This is a genomic window from Thioalbus denitrificans (assembly GCF_003337735.1).
Lineage (GTDB): Bacteria > Pseudomonadota > Gammaproteobacteria > DSM-26407 > DSM-26407 > Thioalbus > Thioalbus denitrificans.
On record NZ_QPJY01000001.1, the window covers coordinates 849,176 to 871,214 of the forward strand.

At 69.0% G+C, this 22,039-nt stretch carries 27 protein-coding genes; 19 read left to right on the plus strand and 8 right to left on the minus strand.

What is annotated here, in order from left to right; translation table 11 throughout:
- Positions 1-28: 28 nt before the first annotated feature.
- The gene (locus tag DFQ59_RS04015; protein ID WP_245937173.1) at positions 29-1,204 is read right to left on the minus strand and encodes an acetylornithine transaminase; all 1,176 of its coding nucleotides are present in this window, start codon (positions 1,202-1,204) and stop codon (positions 29-31) included.
- A gap of 207 nt (positions 1,205-1,411) precedes the next feature.
- Positions 1,412-1,993: a superoxide dismutase [Fe] gene (sodB, locus tag DFQ59_RS04020; RefSeq protein ID WP_114278342.1), complete on the minus strand. Its 582-nt coding sequence runs from the start codon at positions 1,991-1,993 to the stop codon at positions 1,412-1,414.
- A gap of 302 nt (positions 1,994-2,295) precedes the next feature.
- On the opposite strand from sodB, the gene DFQ59_RS04025 reads away from it, so the two are divergent.
- The 16 genes from DFQ59_RS04025 to DFQ59_RS04100 all read left to right on the plus strand — a co-directional run bounded on the left by DFQ59_RS04025 (position 2,296) and on the right by DFQ59_RS04100 (position 15,155).
- Entirely contained in the window at positions 2,296-4,074 is a 1,779-nt protein-coding gene (locus tag DFQ59_RS04025) for an N-acetylglutaminylglutamine amidotransferase (RefSeq protein WP_114278343.1), read from the plus strand.
- Positions 4,075-4,302: 228 nt separating this feature from the next.
- Positions 4,303-4,641, plus strand: a complete 339-nt coding sequence (gene grxD, locus DFQ59_RS04030; protein ID WP_114278344.1) for a Grx4 family monothiol glutaredoxin — start codon at positions 4,303-4,305, stop codon at positions 4,639-4,641.
- Positions 4,642-5,226: 585 nt separating this feature from the next.
- Entirely contained in the window at positions 5,227-6,033 is an 807-nt protein-coding gene (locus DFQ59_RS04035; RefSeq protein WP_170142025.1) for a phosphate/phosphite/phosphonate ABC transporter substrate-binding protein, read from the plus strand.
- Positions 6,023-7,495, plus strand: a complete 1,473-nt coding sequence (locus DFQ59_RS04040) for a sensor histidine kinase (RefSeq protein WP_114278346.1) — start codon at positions 6,023-6,025, stop codon at positions 7,493-7,495. The genes DFQ59_RS04035 and DFQ59_RS04040 overlap by 11 nt, the downstream gene beginning before the upstream one ends.
- Entirely contained in the window at positions 7,495-8,847 is a 1,353-nt protein-coding gene (locus DFQ59_RS04045; protein ID WP_245937174.1) for a sigma-54-dependent transcriptional regulator, read from the plus strand. Before DFQ59_RS04040 ends, DFQ59_RS04045 begins: the two co-directional genes overlap by 1 nt.
- 292 nt (positions 8,848-9,139) lie before the next feature.
- Positions 9,140-9,631 (plus strand): YeeE/YedE thiosulfate transporter family protein, encoded by a 492-nt coding sequence (locus DFQ59_RS04050; protein WP_114278348.1) that lies wholly within the window; start codon positions 9,140-9,142, stop codon positions 9,629-9,631.
- A gap of 2 nt (positions 9,632-9,633) precedes the next feature.
- Positions 9,634-10,284 carry a YeeE/YedE thiosulfate transporter family protein gene (locus DFQ59_RS04055; protein ID WP_114278349.1) on the plus strand — a complete coding sequence of 217 codons (651 nt, stop codon included), beginning with the start codon at positions 9,634-9,636 and terminating at the stop codon, positions 10,282-10,284.
- Between the two features lie 37 nt (positions 10,285-10,321).
- Entirely contained in the window at positions 10,322-10,633 is a 312-nt protein-coding gene (locus DFQ59_RS04060; protein WP_114278350.1) for a sulfurtransferase TusA family protein, read from the plus strand.
- A gap of 206 nt (positions 10,634-10,839) precedes the next feature.
- A complete protein-coding gene (locus DFQ59_RS04065; protein WP_147275163.1) occupies positions 10,840-11,055 on the plus strand; it encodes a hypothetical protein in 216 nt (71 codons plus the stop codon).
- Between the two features lie 102 nt (positions 11,056-11,157).
- Positions 11,158-11,436 (plus strand): hypothetical protein, encoded by a 279-nt coding sequence (locus DFQ59_RS04070; protein ID WP_114278352.1) that lies wholly within the window; start codon positions 11,158-11,160, stop codon positions 11,434-11,436.
- Positions 11,436-12,389, plus strand: coding sequence for a rhodanese-like domain-containing protein (locus tag DFQ59_RS04075; protein WP_147275164.1), 954 nt, complete (start codon positions 11,436-11,438; stop codon positions 12,387-12,389). Before DFQ59_RS04070 ends, DFQ59_RS04075 begins: the two co-directional genes overlap by 1 nt.
- Positions 12,389-12,679 (plus strand): hypothetical protein, encoded by a 291-nt coding sequence (locus tag DFQ59_RS04080; protein WP_114278354.1) that lies wholly within the window; start codon positions 12,389-12,391, stop codon positions 12,677-12,679. Before DFQ59_RS04075 ends, DFQ59_RS04080 begins: the two co-directional genes overlap by 1 nt.
- Before the next feature lie 133 nt (positions 12,680-12,812).
- Positions 12,813-13,088 (plus strand): hypothetical protein, encoded by a 276-nt coding sequence (locus DFQ59_RS04085; RefSeq protein WP_114278355.1) that lies wholly within the window; start codon positions 12,813-12,815, stop codon positions 13,086-13,088.
- A gap of 212 nt (positions 13,089-13,300) precedes the next feature.
- Entirely contained in the window at positions 13,301-13,486 is a 186-nt protein-coding gene (locus DFQ59_RS04090) for a hypothetical protein (RefSeq protein WP_114278356.1), read from the plus strand.
- A 54-nt stretch (positions 13,487-13,540) separates the two neighbouring features.
- Positions 13,541-14,479 carry a sulfurtransferase gene (locus DFQ59_RS04095; RefSeq protein ID WP_114278357.1) on the plus strand — a complete coding sequence of 313 codons (939 nt, stop codon included), beginning with the start codon at positions 13,541-13,543 and terminating at the stop codon, positions 14,477-14,479.
- Between the two features lie 28 nt (positions 14,480-14,507).
- Positions 14,508-15,155 carry a c-type cytochrome gene (locus DFQ59_RS04100; RefSeq protein WP_170142026.1) on the plus strand — a complete coding sequence of 216 codons (648 nt, stop codon included), beginning with the start codon at positions 14,508-14,510 and terminating at the stop codon, positions 15,153-15,155.
- Here the strand turns inward: DFQ59_RS04100 and DFQ59_RS04105 are convergent.
- Positions 15,097-15,588 carry an Rrf2 family transcriptional regulator gene (locus tag DFQ59_RS04105; RefSeq protein WP_114278359.1) on the minus strand — a complete coding sequence of 164 codons (492 nt, stop codon included), beginning with the start codon at positions 15,586-15,588 and terminating at the stop codon, positions 15,097-15,099. The two genes, DFQ59_RS04100 and DFQ59_RS04105, sit on opposite strands and share 59 nt — an antisense overlap.
- A 100-nt stretch (positions 15,589-15,688) precedes the next feature.
- On the opposite strand from DFQ59_RS04105, the gene DFQ59_RS04110 reads away from it, so the two are divergent.
- From DFQ59_RS04110 to DFQ59_RS04120, 3 genes are read left to right on the plus strand one after another with little or no spacing between them, the layout of a single operon-like run.
- Entirely contained in the window at positions 15,689-16,006 is a 318-nt protein-coding gene (locus DFQ59_RS04110) for a metal-sulfur cluster assembly factor (protein ID WP_114278360.1), read from the plus strand.
- A 27-nt stretch (positions 16,007-16,033) separates the two neighbouring features.
- The gene (locus tag DFQ59_RS04115; protein WP_114278361.1) at positions 16,034-16,276 is read left to right on the plus strand and encodes a DUF2249 domain-containing protein; all 243 of its coding nucleotides are present in this window, start codon (positions 16,034-16,036) and stop codon (positions 16,274-16,276) included.
- A gap of 7 nt (positions 16,277-16,283) precedes the next feature.
- Positions 16,284-17,408: a hypothetical protein gene (locus DFQ59_RS04120; protein ID WP_211314770.1), complete on the plus strand. Its 1,125-nt coding sequence runs from the start codon at positions 16,284-16,286 to the stop codon at positions 17,406-17,408.
- 48 nt (positions 17,409-17,456) lie between these two features.
- Here the strand turns inward: DFQ59_RS04120 and DFQ59_RS04125 are convergent, their stop codons facing one another.
- From DFQ59_RS04125 to ubiG, 5 genes are all read right to left on the minus strand, one after another.
- The gene (locus DFQ59_RS04125; protein WP_114278362.1) at positions 17,457-18,230 is read right to left on the minus strand and encodes a DUF2189 domain-containing protein; all 774 of its coding nucleotides are present in this window, start codon (positions 18,228-18,230) and stop codon (positions 17,457-17,459) included.
- A gap of 143 nt (positions 18,231-18,373) precedes the next feature.
- Positions 18,374-18,988 carry a hypothetical protein gene (locus DFQ59_RS04130; RefSeq protein ID WP_114278363.1) on the minus strand — a complete coding sequence of 205 codons (615 nt, stop codon included), beginning with the start codon at positions 18,986-18,988 and terminating at the stop codon, positions 18,374-18,376.
- 172 nt (positions 18,989-19,160) lie between these two features.
- Positions 19,161-20,465, minus strand: a complete 1,305-nt coding sequence (locus tag DFQ59_RS04135) for a DNA recombination protein RmuC (protein WP_245937175.1) — start codon at positions 20,463-20,465, stop codon at positions 19,161-19,163.
- Positions 20,449-21,159, minus strand: a complete 711-nt coding sequence (locus DFQ59_RS04140) for an HAD family hydrolase (RefSeq protein WP_114278365.1) — start codon at positions 21,157-21,159, stop codon at positions 20,449-20,451. Before DFQ59_RS04140 ends, DFQ59_RS04135 begins: the two co-directional genes overlap by 17 nt.
- Entirely contained in the window at positions 21,156-21,890 is a 735-nt protein-coding gene (gene ubiG, locus DFQ59_RS04145; RefSeq protein WP_114278366.1) for a bifunctional 2-polyprenyl-6-hydroxyphenol methylase/3-demethylubiquinol 3-O-methyltransferase UbiG, read from the minus strand. The genes DFQ59_RS04140 and ubiG overlap by 4 nt, the downstream gene beginning before the upstream one ends.
- Positions 21,891-22,039: the final 149 nt, after the last annotated feature.

Here is a 22,039-nt window from a genome sequence, read left to right on the forward strand (position 1 = left end):
CCTGTCCTCCCGGCCTTGCCTGTGGGCGTCAGCCGCGGGTGAAAGCCTGCACCAGGGCGATGACGCCGTCGGCCAGCTGGTCGGCCTCCGCGTCGGTCAATACCAGCGGCGGGAGCAGCCGGATGACGCGTTCGGCGGTCACGTTGATGATGAAGCCCTGCTCGAGGCCGCGGGTCACGAGCTCGCCGCAGGGGCGGTCGAGCTCCACGCCGATCATCAGGCCGCGGCCGCGGATTTCGGCCACGTGGGGATTTTCGGCCAGCGCCTCGGCGAGGCGCCGGGTGATGCGCTCACCGAGCGCGCCGGCACGCTGCACGAGCCCCTCGCTCTCCATGATCTCGATCACCGCCAGGGCGGCCCTGCAGGCCAGCGGGTTGCCGCCGAAGGTGGTGCCGTGGTTGCCGGGCCGGAACACCTCGGCCGCCTCGCCGCGGGCCAGGCAGGCGCCGATGGGCATGCCGTTGCCCAGTCCCTTCGCCAGGGCCATCACGTCCGGCGCGATGCCGCTGTGCTGGAAGGCGAACCAGTGGCCGGTACGGCCGATGCCGCTCTGCACCTCGTCGAGCATGAGCAGCCAGCCGTGCTCGTCGCACAGGGCGCGCACGCCGCGGAGGTAGTCGTCGTCGGCCAGGTTGACGCCGCCCTCGCCCTGCACCGGCTCCATCAGTACCGCCACCACGTTGGGGCTGTTGTGGGCGATGTTGGCCAGGGCCTCGAGATCGCCGTAGGGGGCGCGGATGAAGCCCTGCACCAGCGGCTCGAAGCCGGCCTGCACCTTGCGGTTGCCGGTGGCGGTCAGGGTGGCCAGGGTGCGGCCGTGGAAGCTGTTCTCCATCACCACCACGGCGGGCTGGGCAATCTCGCGCCGGTGTCCCCACAGGCGCGCGAGCTTGATGGCCGCCTCGTTGGCCTCCGCGCCCGAGTTGCAGAAGAAGGCGCGATCCATCCCGGCGAGCCGGGTCAGGGCCTCGCCCAGGCGCTCCTGCAGCGGGATGCGGAACAGGTTGGAGGTATGCACCAGCGTTCCGGCCTGGTCGCACAGGGCATCCCGCACGGCGGGATGGGCGTGCCCCAGGCCGCACACGGCGATCCCGGACAGCCCGTCCAGATACTTCCGGCCCTCGGTATCCCACAGCCATGCGCCCTCGCCCCGCTCGAAGGCGATGGGCTGGCGGGCGTAGGTGGTCATCAGGGAGTCAGACATGACCTGCATCCACCCCTCGGTCGATAAATCGGTTGTCCAAAACTAAAAAAGGCAGTGCCGAAGAGCAGCTGCCGTCGCTCGAAAACCTTCGATTCTATCCATGTCAAGGCCGCATGGCAAATTCCTGTTGACTGCCTCGGGCCTTGATTCACAAGGGGAAAAAGAAAAGACGGGCCCAGGGGCCCGTCTTTCCCCGCGCCGGGTGAATCAGCCGGCGAAATTCCCTGCCACGAACTCCCAGTTCACCAGGTTCCAGAATGCCTCCAGGTACTTGGGGCGGGCGTTGCGGTAGTCGATGTAGTAGGCATGTTCCCACACGTCCACGGTGAGCAGGGGTTTCTGGTCGGTGGTGAGCGGGGTGCCGGCGTTGCTGGTGTTGACGATGGCAACGCTGCCGTCGGCATTCTTCACCAGCCAGGTCCAGCCGGAGCCGAAGTTGGTGGCCGCGGAGGTGGACATCTTCTCCCTGAACTCGGCGAAGGAGCCGAAGGCGGCGTTGATGGCATCGGCCAGGGCGCCGGTGGGTTCGCCGCCGCCGTTGGGGCTCAGGCAGTTCCAGTAGAAGCTGTGGTTCCAGACCTGGGCGGAGTTGTTGAAGACACCGCCGGAGGATTTCCGGATGACGTCCTCGAGAGCCATGTTCTCGAACTCGGTGCCCTTGGTCAGGTTGTTCAGATTGGTGACATAGGTCTGGTGGTGCTTGCCGTAGTGGTACTCCAGCGTCTCGGCGGAGATGTGCGGCTCGAGGGCGTTCTTCTCGTAGGGCAGGGCGGGGAGCTCAAATGCCATGGGGTTCTCCTATCGCGTTTCGGTTGTCGGGTTTGTTTCCTTGGACGGCACGAAAGGGCAGTGTAGTCCACGCCCGTGACAGGGGTTCGATCACGGGGCATGGAAAATAACCCAGTAGCGCAGTTTGGAATTAGTCTAAACAGGCCCCGGTCCCGATGCAAGGGTGTGGCGGACGCCGGTGGCGGATTCCCGGTGCGGGTTTGTCGTGTAACATGGATTGAGACCGGCCGGGCCGGTACCGGCGGGTGCCAGGACCCGGGGCGTGCAGGGCGATTCGAACGGGCAAGGAGTCAGACCGAGCGATGTGCGGAATCTGTGGTGAGCTGCGCTTTGACGGGGCATCCCCCGACCTGGGGGCCCTGGGGCGGATGCTGGAGGTGCTGGTGCCGCGGGGGCCGGATCATGGCGGCAGCTATACCGACGGCGCGCTCGCCTTCGGTCACCGGCGCCTGTCCATCATCGACCTGTCCGAACGGGGCAACCAGCCCATGGTGGACCCCGAGCTGGGGCTGGCGCTGGTCTTCAACGGCACCATCTACAACCATCCGGAGCTGCGGCGCGAGCTCGAGGGCCGCGGCTACCGGTTCTTCTCCGGCAGCGACACGGAGGTCATTCTCAAGGCCTTCCATGCCTGGGGCGAGCGCTGCCCGGAGCGGCTCCACGGCATGTTCGCCTTCGCGGTCTGGGATCTGCGCAACCGGCGCCTGTTCCTGGCCCGCGATCGCCTCGGTATCAAGCCGCTCTACTACAGCCAGGACGGCGCGCGGCTGCGCTTCGCCTCCGGCAGCCAGGCCCTGCTCGAGGGCGGCGGCATCGACACCGCCCTCGACCCGGTGGGCCTCCACCACCAGTTCACCCTCCACGGCGTCGTGCCGGCGCCCACCACCGTGCTGCGCGGCATCCGCAAGCTCGCCCCCGGCACCACTCTCTGCGTCGACCTGGAGGGGCGCGTCGAACACCGGCGCTACTGGGAGCTGCACGCCCGGCGCCCCGCCGAGGCGCTGAGCGAGAACGAGTGGATTGGACGCATCCACGACGGCCTGCGGCGGGCGGTGGAGCGGCGGCTGCAGATTGCCGACGTGCCCGTGGGGGTCCTGCTCTCCGGCGGGCTCGACTCGAGCCTGCTGGTGGGGCTGCTGGCGGAAGCCGGGGTGGAGGAGCTGCTGACCTTCTCGGTGGGGTTCGAGGATCAGCCCGAGGAGCGCGGCAGCGAGTTCGAGTTCTCCGACGCGGTGGCCGAGCGGTTCCGCACCCGCCACCACCGCTACAGCATTCCCAACGACGAGGTGCTGACGCGCCTGCCCGATGCCATCCGCCACATGGCCGAACCCATGTTCGGCCGTGACTCGGTGGCCTTCTACCTGCTCGCCGAGCGGGTTTCGCAGGAGGTGAAGGTGGTCCAGAGCGGGCAGGGAGCCGACGAGGTCTTCGGGGGCTATTTCTGGTATCCGCAGATGGAGGCGGAGGAGGGCGGCGACCTGGAGCGCTTCGCCCGCCACTACTTCGACCGGGATCACCCGGAGATGGCGCGGCTGCTGGCGCCCGAGTACACCGGTGCGGACCACACCTCCGAGCTGGTCGCCCGGCTGCTGGCCGAGCCCGGGGCCGATACCTTCATGGATCGGGTCCTGCGCATGGACGTGACCACCCTCATCGTGGACGATCCCGTGAAGCGCGTGGACAACATGACCATGGCCTGGGGGCTGGAGGCGCGGGTGCCGTTTCTCGACCACGAACTGGTGGAACTGGCCATGCAGATGCCGCCCGAACTGAAGCTCATGTCCGGCGGCAAGCACCCGCTCAAGGCCATCGCCCGCGGCCTGCTGCCCGACAGCGTCATCGATCGGCCCAAGGGCTACTTCCCCGTCCCGGCGCTGCGCTATGTGCGCGGCGCCTTCCTGGAGTTCATGCGCGAGGTGCTCGACTCCCGCGCCTGCCGCGAGCGCGGCCTGTTCCGGCGCGAGTACATCGACTGGCTGCTCGAGGCGCCCGACCAGCGCCTTACCCGCATCCGCGGGAGCAAGCTCTGGCAGCTGGCGCTGCTGGAGTACTGGCTGCAGATCAACGTGGACGGGCGGTAGAGACGCCGGTTTCCAGTCGCCGGTTGCCCGTCGCCAGTCGCCAGAGCGGGTAGCGCCATGGCCTTGCAGCGAGTCTCCAGAGGCGCGGCTCGCGCGGGCGGCAGGAAACCGGCGATCGGCGTCTATTTCCTATTGTTTTGCTCAGGAATGGGCGCTAGACTAGTCCCGAATCTTCATCATCATATTAGGCAGCGCTTCTACAGCGCCCTGTCAGAGCGAGGTGGCAGTATGGATATCCTGGAAGTTATCAAGCAGCAGGTGGAGAGCAACCCGGTCATCATCTATATGAAGGGCACCCCGCAGATGCCCATGTGCGGCTTCTCCTCCCGCGCCGCCCAGGCACTGCAGGCCAGCGGCGAACCCTTCGCCTACGTCAACGTGCTGGAGAATCCCGAGATCTTCCAGAACCTGCCGCGGTTCGCCAACTTTCCCACCTTCCCCCAGATCTACATCGACGGCGAGCTGATCGGGGGCTCCGACATTGCCCTCGAAATGCTTCAGAGCGGTGAGCTGCAGGAGGCGATGAAGGCGGCCAACGGGAAGTCGGGCCAGGAGCAGAGCGCCTGAGCCGGACGGCGGCTGGGTATCCGTGGCCGGTCTGTCGGAATTCGACATATTGACCCGGATCAAGGTAATTCCGGTTCCATGAACTACAGTTAAATCGTCACCGTCAAGGTGACGAGGGCCGGCGGCACCGGCCCGCCCGCGCCGCGAATACGCGACCGTTGCGGGGAGTTCCCCGCCGACCATCTGGGGCCTCATCCGGGTCCCGGGCGCACGGTGCCGCCGGCCCAGCCATGTCTGGCGTCGTCCACCAACCCGTTCTTCCGGTTCCTCCCGCATCGCATCCCGGCTTCCCCCTTCGATCTTCACCCCCGGATTCGCAGCAAAGCCGTTGTTCGTTCAGCATTCCCCGGTCCTGGCGCTGGAACCTGGGACGCTACAGGCAACGGGAGCACACGGCGGAGGCCGCCGCCCGCCACCCCGGTGCGGACCGGCTACGGGCCGCGGGAGTGGCCTTGCCCGGGGCAGGGGCGGTACCATCATCCCAAACCGCTGCGCCAGACGGCGGTTACGGGGACTGTACAGAGAGCCATGTTTCAGCAATCGTCACGCCCGCGCGGCGCTTCGGCGTTTGGTCTGCCGGTCCGGGTGGCGGGCCTTCTGCTCCTGTTGCTGTGGACGACCGCGGCGTCGGCCGCGGGGGCGGAGTACTATCGTCTCGGCGTTCTGCCCCTGCAGAGCCCCACCAAGCTGGCGGGCATGTTCTCGCCCCTGGTGGGACTGATGGAGCAGGAACTGGATCATCCCGTGCAGTTCGTCACCGCGCCGAGCTTTTCCGCCTTCATGGACCGGGTGGCGCGGCGCGAGTACCACGTCATCTACCTCAATCCCCTTCTGTACACCGAGGCCCGGGCGGCCGGTTACCGGGCCGTGGCCAAGGTGGCGGGGGAGCCCTTCACCGGCATCCTGGTGGTGCGCGGGGACAGCCCCGTCCGGACGCTGGACCCTGAGCGGCTGCCCCGCGGTCTGCGCATCGGATTCCCCGATCCTGGCGCCTATGCCGCCACGGTCATGACCCGCCAGTACATGGAATCGCTCGGCATTCATGTGGACGAGTGGTTCCAGGTGGAGTACTTCGGCTCCCAGGACTCGGCGCTGCTGGCGCTCCATGCGGGCCTGGTGGACATCATCGGCACTTGGCGCCCCTCCTTCCGCTCCATGCCCGAGGCCGTGCGCTCGGATCTGCGCATCATCGCCGAGACGCCGCCCCAGCCGCAGATGCCCGTGGCAGTGCGTGACGATGTCCCGGATGCCGAGGTGCAACAACTGGTGGCGCTGCTCACCGGGCTGGGGGAGCGGACCGAGGGGCGCGTGGCGCTCGAGCGCCTGGGGTTCCTGCAGGGCTTCGACCCGGCGACGGACAGCGAGTACCGGGAGGTGCGCCATGAGCGCTGAGACGGCGGCGCGCGGGCTGGAGACCCCGGGCGGGCTCGCGCGGCCCGCGCCGCGGATATCGCTGTTCCGGACCCTGCGCTTCCGGCTGATTCTCTCGGTGGCCCTCGTGCACGTGTGCCTGATGGGGGCCTTCACCTGGGAGTCGGTCCAGGAACAGTCCCAGAGCGTGCGGGAGCAGCTCTACAACCGGGGCGTGTCGCTGTCCAACCTGATGGTCGTGGCGAGCACCAATGCGGTACTGGCCGAGGACCTGGCGGCGCTGGCGGAAGTCACCGAGCGGGTCCACCGGCAGCCCGACGTGCGTTACGGCGAGATCGTGGACGCCCGCGGGCAGGTGCTGGCGAGTACCGAGCCGCGCAGCATCGGCCGTCCGGTCGGGGCGATGGTCGCGGCAAGCGAGCGTTTCCCGCTGCCTGGCGACGACCAGCTGCTGGACCTGCGGGAAGAGGTGACGGTGGCCGGCCGTCGGGTGGGTACGGTGCTGCTGGGCCTGTCCACGGAGAGCCTCGATGCGGCCCTGCGCAGTACCCGCAACGAGGGGCTGCTGTTCATCCTGTTAGCGCTGTTCATCGGCAGCGTGGCCGCCTGGGGGCTGTCGCTGGCGCTGACCCGCCATCTCCACGAGCTCACCCGGGCGGCGGGCCAGATCAGCGCCGGGGATTTCAGCGTCCGGGTGGCGCCGGGGGCACGTGACGAGTCGGGGGTGCTGGCCCGCGCCTTCAACGCCATGGCCGTGTCCCTGGAGCGGACCGCCCGCCGTGCCCGGCAGGAGCACGAGAAGCGCACCGAGGCCGAGCGCCTGGCCTGCGTGGGCGAGCTCTCCGCCAGCATCGCCCACGAGATCCGCAATCCGCTGGCTGCCATCATCAACTCCGTAAGCCTGCTCGACCGGGAGGACCTGGAGCGCGAGGACCGTGGCGAGGTGGTCGACATCATCAACAGCGAGACCCGGCGCCTGCAGCGGACCCTGAACGATTTTCTCGATTTTGCCCGCATCCGCGAACCGCAGCTGGCGGTGGTGGACCTCTGTCCGCTGGTGGAGGAGGTGGCGCGGCTGGTGGAGCGCGATCCCCAGTCCCAGGGACGGGTGCGGTTCCGCCTGCGCTTTCTCGACGGTTCCTGCCGGGCGCACATCGATGCCGACCAGATGCGCCAGGTGCTCTGGAACCTGATGCTCAACGCCGTCCAGGCCATGTCCGGGGGCGGCGAGGTGACGGTGCGGGTGGAGTGCGGCGACGGCCGGGTGCAGGTGAGCGTCGTGGACGCCGGCTGCGGCATGGAGGAGGCATTCGTGGGGAAGGTCACCAAGCCCTTCGTCACCGGCCGCCGGAGCGGCACCGGCCTGGGGCTCGCCATCGCCCAGCGGGTGCTGATGCAGCACGGCAGCGGGTTGAGCATCGTCAGCCAGCCCGGGGTGGGCACCGAGGTGGGGTTCGAGCTGGGCGCGGTGGGAGCGGAGTGATGGCGGTCATCCTCATCGTCGACGACGAATTCTCCATCCGCAAGACCCTGGGGCTGCTGCTCAAGGCCGAGGGCCACACGGTGCACGAGGCCGGAAGCCTGGCCGAGGCGAAGGAGCGGCTGGAGCAGGCACCGGCGGATCTCGTCATGACCGATCTGCGCCTGGGCGAGGATGACGGCATCGCGGTGCTGGAGCATCTGCGCGCCAGCGGCAGCGACGCGGAGAGCATCGTCATGACCGCCTACGGCACCATCGAGTCGGCGGTGGAGGCCATGCGGCTGGGCGCCTATGACTATCTGACCAAGCCCATCAATCCCGCCGAGCTGGTGATACGGGTCACCAAGGTGCTGGAGCGCAAGAGTCTGCGCGAGGAGGTCACCCGCCTGCGCGGCGCCCTCGACGGGCGGCATGTCCTCGCCCACGTGGTGGCCGAGAGCCCCCAGATGCAGCGGGTCCTGCAGGTCATCGAGCGCATCCGCGATCGGGATCTGCCGGTGCTCATCACCGGCGAAACCGGCACCGGCAAGGAGGTGGTGGCGCGCGCCGTCCACGCCACCAGTACCCGGGCCGCCGCGCCGTTCCTGGCCATCAACTGTGCCACCCTGCCGGAAGACCTGCTCGACTCGGAACTGTTCGGCAGCCTGAAGGGCGCCTTCACCGGGGCGGTCGCCAACCGCAAGGGGCTGTTCCGGGAGGCCCATGGCGGCACCCTGTTCCTGGACGAGATCGGCGACATCAGCCCGCGCCTGCAGGCCAAGCTGCTGCGCGTGCTGCAGGAGGGCGAGGTGCGGCCGGTGGGGGGCGATACCCCGACCCGGGTGGACGTGCGCATCGTCGCGGCCACCAACCGCGACCTCGATCGCATGGTGGAGGCGGGCGAGTTCCGCAGCGACCTGCTGTTCCGCCTCAACGTCCTGCCCATCGCCCTGCCGCCGTTGCGCGAGCGGCGCGAGGACATCCTGCCCTTGGTGCGGCGGGTGCTCGAGCGGTTGCGGCGGGAGCCGGGACGGGACAACCTGGGCCTCACCCCCCCCGCCCAGGAGAAGCTGCTGCGCTACGACTGGCCCGGCAACGTGCGGCAGCTGGAGAACATCATCGAGCGCAGCTTCGCCCTTCATCCCGGGCCGGTGCTCGATGCCCACGAAATCCTCATCACCCCCGCCGGTGTCACCCAGCCGACAGCCGGGCCCGAGGCGGGTCCGGAGTTGCCGGCCGATATCCCCCTCGCCGAGGTGGAGTCGCTGCACATCCGCCGGGTGCTGGAGCGCCAGGGAGGCAACCAGGTGGCGGCCGCCCGGGTGCTCGGCATCAGCCGTTCCACCCTGCGCCGCAAACTGGGCCAGAACGGCTGACTCATTCTGCGACACCCTTGTCTTATCCTGAGGCATTTCCCTGCAGTGAAAACAGGGGAAAAGAGCCAACCTCGAAGGCACGAAGGTCACGAAGCGGTTTTTTCTCTATCTGGATGCCCCTCAGAAGCCTGGCGATGTTAAGCCAAGGTGCTCATTTTCTTATCGATAACCCCATGTTTCTTCGTGTTCTTCGTGCCTTCGTGGTGGATTATAATTATGTATTAATATTGTATTTGGCACTGGCCTTGCAACTGCCTGGGGAAAAGAAATCAACATCCAGGTGGAGGCCTGCATGGAGCTGTTCAAGAAGACCCTCGATCCGGTCGTGGCGCTGGTGATTATCGCCGTGCTCGACATTTTCATGTTCCTCACCATCGGGGCATGGACGGTGGGGGGCGGCGAAACCATGATGACCGGGCTCATTGCCCAGTTGTTCCTCGGCGACGAGCTCTCCCGCATTCCCTTCTGGGAACTGGTGTTCCCGCCCGATCCCGGCTACTGGAAGATCTACATCAGCCTGGGGATGCTGTTCGGCGCCCTGGTGGGCGCGATCATGAGCAAGGAGTTCTACTGGCGCTTCCCGCGCCACCTCTCCGAGTGGGTCATGATCACCGTGGGCGGACTGCTCATGGGCATCGGCATCCGGCTCGCCTTCGTCTGCAACGTGAGCACCTTCTTCGGGCTGACCCCGGAGATGAACCTCGGCGGCTACCTCGCGGTGAGCGGCATCCTCGCCGGTGCCTGGGTGGGTTCGCTCGTCTACAAGAAAGTGCTGGAGGGTTGACCATGTCCCCCGTCGGAGAGTGCATCACCGCCTTCATCTTCGGTTCCGTGGTGGGCCTGCTGGTGCAGCGCTCGCGCTTCTGCAACACCGCCGCGCTGCGCGACGCCATGCTGTTCAAGACCTACCGCAACACCAAGGCGCTGCTGGTGGCCATGATGATCCTGACCCTCGGCTTCACCACCTTCCTCACCTTCGGCGACGGCAAGCCGCTGCATTTCGACGTGGGGCTGAACCAGGTGATGGGGCTGTTTCTGTTCGGCATCGGCATGGTGCTCGCCGGGGCCTGCACCGTCTCCACCTGGGTCAAGGCGGGAGAGGGCAACATCGGCGCCGTGTGGGCGCTGCTGTTCACCTTCATCGGCATGTTCCTGTTCTCACTACTCTGGTCCTTCTCCTACTGGCCGCCGGCGCCGGGGACCATGAGCGGCGAGCCCAACCTGGCCGGCCTGCAGCTGGGCTACGCCAACGCCGCCACCCTGCAGGAGAAGACCGGCATCCCGGCGGTGGTGTTCGGACTGGTGCAGTTCGCGGTGCTGCTGGCCATCTACCGCGCCATCCGCCGCAAGGAAACCGCCGCGGAGCACGCCAAGGCTCCGGCCGGTCAGGGCGCGGGCGCCGCCTCGGCGGGCGCCGTGGCCAGCCGCAACGACTGATTCACTGACAATGAACTGACAAAGAGGAGCACGGACGATGGGACTGTTCGGACGCAAGAAGAGCAATGACGGCGGTGATGTCCAGCCCCAGGGCAGCATCACCCTGGAGGATGGCAGCAGCGTGAGCATCGCGCAGGTGGTGGACTGTATCGGCGACTCCTGCCCGCGCCCGCAGCTGATGACCAAGAAGGCGGTGGGCAACGCCGCCTCCGGCGATGTCATCGAGGTGCGCATCGACAACCCCACCTCCATGGAGGCCATTCCGCCCATGATGCCCGACCTCGGCGCCCGCCACCTCGGCACGGTGAAGTCGGGGCGCTACTGGAGCGTGGTGGTGGCGAAGAACTAGCGCGGGTCCTTTCGTGTTTACCACGGAGGCACGGAGAACACGGAGAAGACGGGGAAAACTCTCCCTGCGCCAGGCTGACGCCGTAGCGCCCGGTTCCAGGGCCAGCCCTGCATTCTCCATGTGGAACAGCGCCTCCGTGACCTCCGTGTCTCCGTGGTGAAAGCATCGGATCGCAACACCCGTTGGAGCCAACAAGGAACAGCAATATGGGAACTGGCCATCTGCAGATGTGGATCTTCTCGGCGCTGGTGACGCTGCTCACCATCGGCGGCATCGCCTACATCTTCATCGCCCAGCCGGAGTACCTGCGCGCCGATCGCGACGGGGTTCCGTACTTCAGTCCCAAGGTGGAGAACCCGATCACCGGGGAAGCCATCGACATGGGCACCCTGGTGCGCCACTACCGCGGAGAGACGCCATGAGCCTCGATCTGGAAACCCTGGTCCAGCTGGTGGCGTTCGGGGTGGCGTTCTACGCCATGTACATCAACTTCACCAAGGATCCCTTCTGAGCCGGAGGTCGTCATGAACACCCGTCAGATGCTGATGTTCTGTGCCGGCAGCCTGGCCCTGAGTCTCGGCGCCGCCGCCGTCCTCTTTCCCTTCGCCTCGGTGAGCAGGGAGACCCTGCAGGCGTCGCGCAGCGCCCAGCCGGTGGAGGCCCTGGGCGAGGTGGACCTGGGGCCCGATTTCGGCACGGTGCCGGTGACCGAGCTGGTGGGGTACTACATCGAGAACCCGCCGGCGGCGCCCGAGCCGGGCGTGGCGGCCGCGCCGAAGCGGCAGCAGTTCGGCGGCTGCTAGTGGGGAGAAGCCTCCACCACGGCCTGCTGCCGGCACTGTTGCTGGCCGTCTCCGGCCCAGTCGGCGCGGAGCTGGTGTACGTGGACGCGGTGCCCGACCCGGCCGCTGTCGTCGTGGTGGATACCCGGCCCGAACCGGCCTGCCTCGAACGCAGCCTGGATCAGGCCCGCTGCCTGCCGACCGAGACGTTCCTGGGTCCGCAACGGCGGCTGGCGAGTTTCCGCGACATCGTCTGGGTCCTGGGTACGGCCGGCCTGCGCGGCGATGAAACGGTGCTGGTGGCGGGAGCCGACCCGGTGCGCCGTGATGCCGTCGCGGCGCTGCTGCACCTGGCCGGTCAGCACCGCGTCGAGGTCCTGATCCCGCCCCTGCCGCAATATCTCGGGACGCCCGGGACGGCTGCGGGTACCGGACGGCCCCGGGGTGTCCTGCGGGACCCGATCTATACCGGGCAGCTGCGCGAGGAGCTCATGGTGCTGCGCGACGAGCTGGCACGGCGCCTCACCGCACCGGGCGCCCCCCGGCTGCTGGACGGACGGCCCGTGGGCGAGTACTGGGGCGAGCGGCTGCGGGCCCGGCGCGGCGGTCACCTGCCCGGTGCCGAGCTGGCGCCGGCCGCCGAGTTGCGGGCCGCGCTGGCACGGGGGGAGAAGCCCCTGGCGGCCGCGGGCGAGGTGGTGGCCTACGGCCATGAGCCGCTCACCGGGCTCGCCTACCTGACCCTGCTGCGGGCCGGATACGGCATCGACGCCCGACTCTACCCGGGCGGCTGGCGCGAGTGGGCCGATGACGGCCGCCTGCCCGCCGATGCGGTGGCCTACCGTGAGCCGGAACCGGTGGAGACATCCGGCGCCCCGGGCGCCGGACCCTGGGCCCAGGCCCTGCTGACCCTCGCTGCGGCGCTGGCCGCCGCCCTGTTCGGATACCTGCTCGGAAGAAGGAGGATTACCTGATGGACCTGCTTTTCATCGTCTCCACGCCGGATGCGTCACGGGTGCTGCTGCCCCTGGCCGCCGCCTGCAAGCGGCGCGGCGCCCGCTGGGGGTGTTTCTTCACCAACGACGGTGTGGAGGCCCTGCGTGACGAACAGGTGGTGCGGGCCATGTCCTGCGCCGATACCGCGGTGGCCTGCGAGCACTCCTGGGAGCGTTTCATGGGCGAGGCCGCCTGCCCGGTGAACCTGGGCAGCCAGACCAACAACAGCGCCCTGGTGGGCGAGGCGCGCAAGGTCATCAGCCTATAGGGCGCTGCTCCACACCTGAAGGCCCGTCCCGAGCTCTCCGGACACGCCGGGGCAAGGCGCTGCGCGCTGGCGACCGCTCGCCGAATGTGTCTCCAGGGGTGGAACAGCACGCGAACACAAGGGAGAAGCCTACGTGAGCGAGAAGAAGAACATCCTGGTGCTGGCGCGCCGCGACCACACCGAGGCCATGCGGGTGGCCGCCGGTCTCACCATCTTCGGCCACACCGTGCGCCTGGTGTTCATGGGCGGCCCGGTTGCGGACACGCCGGAGAACGCCGAGCAGGCGGAGACGCTGGAGCTGTGCGACATCGAGCCGGAGACCACCGTGCCGGGACAGGAGCTGCCCATGCTGGATCCGCGGGCCCTGTCACTGGCCATGGTCCGCTCCGACTGCGTGCTGAGCATCTAGCAGCCTGTCGGACTTGAGGCTGATCCACTGCGCCACCGGGGACACAGGGCGCACCGGGCGCTGCGATCCGGAGGCACAGGCCGGCCGAAGCGGGTAGGCGCGGTGTCCACACCCATGCGGGGGATCGTGGACGCGGCCACTCCAACTTCCCCTGTGCGCCCTGTGTCCCCGGTGGCTGACATTGAAGTTTTCGGACAGGAGATTTCGAGCGAATGAACATTGCCGTGCTGAAAACCGGGCTGTTCCCGGACCGTGAGACGGTGGAGGAGGGGTTGTCCCACTTCGAGACCACCTACTTCGTCTACACCTACGATGCCACGCGTCCGGGGCTGACCGACGCCGACTGGGACCAGGCGCTCGACGAGCTGCTGGCCGCCGAGCGGGTGGTGGTCGTCTGACCCCCGCATGCACCTGTGCCCAAACCATAATAGAAAGCCAGAGGAGGTAGCACTATGAGCAAACTGCAGCGTTTCATCACCACCGGCGTGGCCGTGGCCGCCATCGGTCTCAGCGGTACGGCCTGGGCCGCGGCCCAGCCGCTGGTGGACGTGGCGTGGATCAAGGCCAACTCCTGCAACGACGGCGTCCGTGTCCTCGATATCCGCAACGCCCTGGACGGCGGTTCCCAGACCGACTACCTGCGCGGCCATATCCCCTGCGCGGTGCACACCGACTACCTGAAGGACGGCTGGCGCGTGGCGGACAAGAACAAGACCCCGGGCCAGCTGCCGCCCGCCGATCAGCTGGAGAAGCTCATCGGCGGCCTGGGCATCGGCAACGATACCCAGGTGGTGATCGTCCCGGCGGGCAAGGATGCGCTCGACATGGGCAGCGCCACGCGGATGTTCTGGACCTTCAAGGTGCTGGGGCACGACAACGTCTCCATCCTCAACGGCGGCCTGGCGGCCTACACGAAGGATGAGAAGAACCCGCTGGAAAAGGGCAACAACAAGCCCGAGGCCGTTGCCTTCAAGGCCAACCTGCGCCAGGAGATGCTGGTGGGCAAGGAGGAGATGAAGGCGGCCATGGAGAAGGGCGTGACCCTGGTGGACAACCGCCCCAACGACCAGTACATCGGCATCAACCGTCACCCGAAGGCCAAGCGCAACGGCACCATCCCCGGCGCCAGGAACCTGCCGGAGAACTGGATGACCGAGAACAACGGCGGCACGTTCCGCGACGCCGAGACGCTGAAGAAGCTCTACGCGGTGGCCGAGGTTCCCACCGAGGGCGAGGTGATCACCTTCTGCAACACCGGTCACTGGGCGTCGCTGGGCTGGTTCGCGGAGCACGAGCTGCTGGGCAACCAGCAGGCGAAGCTCTATGACGGTTCCATGGTGGAGTGGAGCGCCGACGAGTCCCTGCCCATGGAGCAGAAGGTCAACTACTGATGGGCTCCGCCCGCTCCGTTCGAAGGCCGTGAACGGAATACGCCGGATCGCCGCGGCGCTGGTGCTGCTCCTCTTGAGCGGTGCCGGCGCCGCGGTTTTTGCCCAGGGCGAGCACGGCCGGCGCTTTGCCGTGGAACTGGCCATCCTGGCCGGCGATGTGCGGCTGCTGACCGTGACGACGCCGTCTGACCTCCACCGGCGCGGGCTGCGGGACCGGGTGGCCAGTGCACTGGGTTACCTGGGGCTGCTGGCCCGGGAGGCGGCGCAGGAAACCGGCGTTGCCGACCCGGGACTGGACGCCGACATCGATGCCCTGCGCGCGGCGTTCCGGGGCGGCCGGCCGCAGGTGCTGGCCGATGGTCTGGCCGCGCTGCAGCGGCGCTACCCGGTCGATGCGCCGGGCTTCATGCCCGTCGAAGCGACCCCGGCGCGGCTGCGGACCGGGCGCGAGCTCTACGAACGGCTCTGCATCGCCTGCCACGCCGTGCCGGACACCAATCGTTCCAATCCGGCCCGGGATCTGTTCCGGGATGCCAGGGAGATGCCGCCGGAGGAGTTCGTGGCGCGGCTGCTGGGCGGGGTGCGCGGCGTGACGCAGAGCGGTCTCGAAAACCCGCTCACCGACGAGGAGTTGCGCGGCCTGCTGGCCTGGTTCCGGCACGGGCCGTCCCGGTGAGATCCGGCATCAGGATCGCGCGCAGGCGCGTCCGCTTCCTGAGCAGGTCCGCCAGGGTATAGCCATCCAGCACCTTGTAGAACGCCTGCAGCGCTTCGCCCAGGAACCGCTGCAGGTTGCAGGCTCCCTCGATGCGGCACTCCGAGGTGGCCGGGTCGAAGCACTCCACCAGCGCCGTGGAGGCCTCCGTGCGGCGCACCACCTTCCCCAGGACGACGGCGTCGGCCGCCTGCGCCAGGCGCATTCCGCCGCCCTTGCCGCGCACCGTCTCCACGAGGCCTTCCGTGGCCAGGTGATGGACCACCTTCATCAGGTGGTTGCGGGAGATGCCGTAGGCCTCCGCGATCTCGCCCACCGTGGCCAGCTCCCCGCCCTTGATGCCGAGGTAGATGAGAACGCGCAGGGTGTAGTCGGAGAACAGGGTCAGGCGCATGGCCGGGGCTCCTTCGGGTAATTAACATGCATGTCAGATATTGATTATCCCGCGACGGGATGATATACAAAACATGTATCTCACATACATGTAAAAGACCATGGGTACGACACCAATCAACCGTGACGATATCGAGGCGGCGCTGCGCGAGGTCATCGATCCCGAGGTGGGGGTGAACGTCCTCGACCTGGGGCTCATCTATGCAGTGCGGGCCAGCGACGCCGGCGACCTGCAGGTGGACATGACAATGACCACCCCGGCCTGTCCCGTGGGGGTGATGCTCTGCGACCAGGTTGAGGCCGCCCTGCGCCGCGGGGTGCCCGGTGTCGGAACGGTGGAGGTGGGCCTGGTATGGGAGCCGCCCTGGAGTCCGGAGCGGATGAGCGAAGCGGCCCGGCGCCAGCTCGGCTGGATTTGACTGCCACTGAAAGGATGGAGAATTGCCATGAACGACAAAGCGAGCGACCGGATCATCGACGTGCGGACCATCATACCGCGGGAGCGACATCCCCTCATCTTCGATACATTTGCGGCCCTCGAATCGGGCGAACACTTCGAGCTGGTCAACGATCATGATCCGAAGCCCCTCTACTACCAGTTCCAGGCCGAGCAGGCGGGCCGTTTCAACTGGGATTACCTGGAAGCGGGTCCCGATGTGTGGCGGGTGAAGATCGCGCGCCGCTGGTGACCCGGCCGTGAGCGCCACTTCCGTCCGTCCAAGGGAGCGCGAAACCGCGTGGCGCAGGGACCTGCCGCCGCCGCTGCGCCTGCCCCTGCTGGCGCTGGGTTTCGCCAGTCTGCTGCTGGGGGTGTGGGCCGGACTGGTGCGGCTCGGCTGGGCCTTCCCCCTGCCGCGCGCCGAACTGCTCCTGCTGCACGGGCCGCTGATGGCGTCGGGCTTCTTCGGCACCGTGATCGGGCTGGAGCGGGCGGTGGCGGCGGGCAGGCGGCCGGCCTACCTGGGGCCGACCGCCACGGCGCTGGGAGCGGTGCTCCTGGTGGCGGGAGCGCCCGCGCCGGCGGGCATCGGCGCGCTGGCGCTCGGCTCGGGGGTGCTGGCGCTGACGACGGCGGACGTCTGGCGCCGGCAGCGGACCCTGTTCAACGCCACCCTGCTGGCGGGCGCCCTGTGCTGGCTCACCGGCAACGTCCTGTGGCTGGCGGGCGCGGCGGTGGCCGGGGTGGTGCCCTGGTGGGCGGCGTTCCTGGTTCTCACCATTGCCGGCGAACGCCTGGAGCTGAGCCGGCTGCTGCCGCCGGCACCCGCCGCGCAGCGGCTGTTCGGGGCCGGCCTGCTCCTGTTCCTGGCCCTGCTGGTCCTGGGGGCGTGGTTCCCGGAGGCCGCCGCCCGGCTGCAGGCGCTGGTGCTGCTGGCGCTGACCGCCTGGCTGGTGCGCTACGACATCGCCCGGCGCACCGTGCGCCAGGCCGGCCTGACCCGCTTCATCGCCGTGGCCCTGCTCTCGGCCTACGGCTGGCTGGCGGTCTCCGCCCTGCTGGGGTTGCTGCCCCCGGGCCTGGCGGGCGGCTCCCTGCGCGACGCCGTCCTGCACACCCTGTTCCTCGGCTTCGTCTTCTCCATGGTGTTCGGACACGCGCCGGTGATCCTGCCGGCGGTGACCCGCTTCGCCGTGGACTACCATCCCGTCTTCTATCTCCACCTGCTCCTGCTGCATGCCTCGCTGGCGTTGCGGGTGGCGGCGGACCTGGGCGGCTGGACGGGGACGGCCCGCCTGGCGGGGCTGCTCAACGGTCTCGCCCTCCTGCTCTTCATGGCCAATACCATCGCCGGTGTCCGGCGCGGGCGGCGGCTGGCGTGAATCCGCCCCCGGGCGGAGCGGAGCCGCCCGGGTGATGCCCCGGCGCGCTCAGCCGGGCCGGGGATCCGTCCCGAAGACCTCCCGGTAGGCGGCGTCGCTGGCGTAGGCGAGCACCGGCAGGGCGACGGGGAACAGCGGCCAGGCCACGGTCAGGGCGAGAAACATGAGACCGGCGATGACCGCGCCCCACAGCGCCATGGTCGGTATGTTGCCGAACACGGCCCGCACGCTGGCGACGATGGCGTTCACGAAGTATGTCCCCCGGTGGAAGGCCAGCGGCACCGAGAAGGCGGTGACGGCGAAGATCGCCGCCGCCAGGACGAATCCCATCAGCGTGCCGAAGCCCAGGTAGAGGAGAGTGTGCCGGCGCAGGACGTCACCGAAGTAGTCCAGCAGGCCGAGGGGGTCGGTGCCGAACAGGAAGCTGTAGAGCACGAGGGCGTCGGTGACCCAGACCAGGAAGATCAGCGTGCTGACGAAGGCGATGAACCAGAGGGCCGGGGGCGCCTCGATGAAGGCGCGGAGCAGGTCGGCGAATCGCGGCCGGCCACCGTCGCGCCGGATGGCGGCGGCCCGGTAGAAGCCGGTCACCAGGACCGGGGCCACCAGCATGAACCCGCTCACGAAGGGATAGAAGGCCAGCGCCATGCCGAGGTACAGGCTGAGCCAGGCGCCGGCCAGACCGACCGCGCCGAAGATCGCGGCGAACAGCAGGCTCGGGGGCCAGTTGGCGCGGAACTGCCCCCAGCCCTGGACGAGCCAGCGGGGGATGGCTGCCGGTGTGACCCGCCGGTGAACGGGCTGCTGTTCGATGCCTGCCATCCGTACTCCCCCCCGCCGGCCCACCGGTTTCCCGTCAGGCCGAGTATAGGGGAGTTCGCCCGGTTCCGCGTGGGGCGCGCCGGCGGCGGGTGCGGGGCAGGCCCCGGGCGTCGGGCGCCCGGGGGTGGGATCGGGGGAGGGGCTCAGTCGTCGTCGTGACCGCGACCTTCATGACGGTCGTCGTCATGATCACGTCCACGGTCGGTGAAGCGCTGCTGGCGCACGTTGCCGGGCAGGCCGCGGTCGTCCAGGGCTGCCTGGCGGAAGCCCGGCGCGGCGTAGTAGGGACCGAGGCCCACGGCCCGGCTGCTGCCCCGGCTCACCACCACGGCGCCGGTGACGTCGAAGGGCGTGGCCCTGCCGTCGGCGTTGAAGCGGCTGTTCACCGCGCCGCCGCCGTGGCTGTAGATCATGAACTCCGGCGCCAGCTCGGCCTGCAGGTTGTAGTAGGCGCCGTCGGCCCGGATCTTCCGGGCATCGACCATGGCGCCCAGGCGGCCCACCTGGTCGAGGGGAAGCAGGACCCCTTCGGGCCTTTCGAACAGCACGTGGCGGCCCCCGTCGGGTCCGGTGCCGGTCAGCCGCTGCACCCGTACCAGCATCGCCGGCGCGGCGGGATCGAAGGTCGGCGCGGTCGCGGTCCGGCCGGCCCGGTAGTCGCGGTCATCGTAACGGTCGTGGCTGCCTGCCGCGGCATAGGGGGTGGCGAGGGTGGCGGCAAGGGCGCCGGCCAGGGCGATTCTGTGCATCGTCTGCATGGTGGTCTCCTCCCGGAGGTTGTAGCGAATGACGAGCACAGGCTAGCGCGGGGGCCTGAATTGAACGTGAAGCGGGACTGAAACGGACCTTAATCGCGGGCATTCCGGACCTTGCCGAGGCCGGACGGGCCCGGTGGGCGGGCCGCGCGGGGGGGGGCGGTGGGGGATTCGATTACGGCGCGGGGTCCGGCGCCGGAGCCGGTGAGGACTCCGCCGGTTCCCTGGGGCTCTGTTCGAGGGGCTCCAGCCCGGCCAGCTCCTTGGGGGTGCTGATGCCCATCTCCGCCAGCCGGCGGGCGGCGCTCAGCACCTGCCGCTCCAGCGAGCCCACCGCACGGTTGTAGCTCTCCACGCTGCCGCCGAGGTTCCGGCCCAGGCGGGCGAGATGCTCGGTGAAGGTGGCGAGCCGCTTGTAGAACTCCTCGCCGAGGTCGCGGATGGCGTCGGCGTGGCGGATGATGGCCATCTGCCGCCAGCTGAAGGCCACCGCCCGCAGCAGAGCCACGAGGCTGGTGGGGGTGGCGAGGATCACCCGGGCGCGCAGGGCGTCCTCCAGCAGGGCGTGGTCGTCGTCCAGCGCGGCGGTGAGAAACTGGTCACCGGGGATGAACAGGATGACGAAGTCCAGGCTGTCCCGGAACTGGGCCCAGTACTGCTTGGAGGAGAGTTCGCGCACCCGTTGGCGCACATTGCGGGCATGGCGCGCCAGCGCCTCCCGGCGGATGCCGTCGTCGGTCGCCTCCACCGCGCTCAGGTAGGCGTCCAGCGGGGTCTTCACGTCCACCACGATCTCGCGCTCGTCGGGCAGCCGGATCACCATGTCTGGACGCAGGGCGCCGTCCTCGGTGGCGCGGTGGGCCTGCTCGGTGAAATCACAGTGCTCCACCATGCCCGCCAGCTCCACCAGCCGGCGCAGGGTGAGCTCGCCCCAGCGTCCGCGCACCTCGGGCCGGCGCAGGGCCTGCACCAGGTTGCGGGTCTCCGCCTGCAGCGCCTGCTGGGTCTGGGCCATGCCCTCCAGATACTGGGTCAGCGCGCCCTGGGCGGTCTGGCGCGCCTGCTCCATCTCCCGCACCTGCTGCTCGGTCTTCTCCAGCGCGGTGCGGATGGGCAGCAGCATGTTGTCGATGGCCTTCTGGCGCTGGGTGAGGTCGGACTGGGCCTGCTGCTGGAACTGGCCCAGGCTCTCCCGGGCCAGGCGCAGGAAATCCTCCTGGTTGCTGCGCAGCGCGTGGGCGGCAAGCACTTCGAAGGTCTCGCCGAGCCGCTCGCGGGCATCCTCGAGAGCCTCGATGCGGGCTTCGGCGTTGGCCCGCTCGGCTTCCAGCTGGCCGGCGAGGGTGGCCCGCGCGGTTTCCAGCGCACCCAGGCGCCGCTGGCAGCGGAGCTGGGTCAGGAGCACCCCGAACAGGGCGCCGAGCATGACGGCCCCGGCCAGCGCCAGGGCCAGCATCCGGGGATCAGAGAGCGACGGCATCCGTCTCCCGCTGGATCCAGTGGAGGATTCCGGCGGGGGTCTCCACCAGGCCGTGGGCGCCCCACGCGCCGGGATCGTCCCCCGTCCCCAGGTAGCCGAACAGGGCCACGAGGGTGCGCATTCCCGCCGCCAGCCCCGCCTCGATGTCACGGGCCGCGTCACCCACGTAGAGGGAGGCGGAGCAGGGCCGGCCGGTGAGGCGGCAGGCGTGCAGAAGCGGCTCCGGGTGGGGCTTGGAGTGGGGGGTGGTGTCGCCGCTCACCACGCAGGCCGCGCGGCGATCCAGCCCCAGCGCCCCCATGAGGGGATCGGTGAGGTAGGCGGGCTTGTTGGTGACCACCCCCCAGGCGATGTCCGCCGCCTCCAGGGCCGCCAGCAGCGCCTCCATGCCGGGAAACAGCCGGGTTTCCACCGCCAGGTGCGCCTGGTAGGCGTCGAGCAGGTGCCCGCGGTAGCGGGGAAAGTCCGGGTGCGCGTCGTCGATGCCGAAGCCGTGGGTGATGAGCGAGCGGGCGCCGTGGGAGACCCAGGGGCGGATGGTGGCGAAGGGCAGGGGAGCGCGGCCGGCCCATTCCAGGGTCCGGTTCAGGGCCCAGGCGAGGTCCGGCGCGGTGTCGAGCAGGGTGCCGTCGAGATCGAACAGCACCGCGCGCACCGGCTGGCGGCGTCCGGCGGCGGCCGCGGCGACGCTCATGTCTCCGCCGGGCGCCGGGCGTGCGCCAGGTAGTTCACGTCGAGTGTCCGTGACAGGCTGTAACGGCGGCTCAGGGGGTTGTAGGTCATGCCGGTCAGGTCCACCAGCTCCAGCCCCGCGGCGCGGGTCCAGGCCTCCATCTCTGAGGGGCGGATGAACTTGGCGTAGTCGTGGGTCCCCTTGGGCAGCATGCCGAGCAGGTACTCGGCGCCGACGATGGCGAGCAGGTAGGACTTGGGATTGCGGTTCAGGGTGGAGAGGAAGATGTGGCCGCCGGGTCGCACCAGCCGGGCGCAGGCGGCGATGACCGAGGCGGGATCGGGCACGTGCTCGAGCATCTCCATGCAGGTGACCACGTCGAAGGCGGCCGGCATCTCTTCGGCCAGCGCCTCGACGGTGACGCGCCGGTACTCCACCCGGATGCCGCTCTCGAGCTGGTGCAGCTTCGCCACGCCGAGCGGCGCCTCGCCCATGTCGATGCCCATGACCTCGGCGTCCCGGGCCGCGAGCGCCTCGGCCAGGATGCCGCCGCCGCAGCCCACGTCCAGCGCCCGCTTGCCGGACAGTCCGCCGCAGCCCTCGTCCACGTAGGCCAGGCGCAGCGGGTTGATGTCGTGGAGCGGCTTGAACTCGCTGTCGGGATCCCACCAGCGGTGGGCCAGTTCCTCGAACTTGGCGATCTCGGCGTAGTCGACGTTCTCGCCCTGGGGAGTGCTGTCGGTGACGGGCATCGTGGTCTGAAGTTCCTGTTTCGCGGATGTCGGAAGATTACCAGATAACCGCCCAGACCCTCCACGGCGGGCTCTGTGCGGGCTCTGTCCCCGATGTTATGATCGGCACGCCTGTACCCCGCCATGGAGCGCTACGGGCCCCCTTCCCC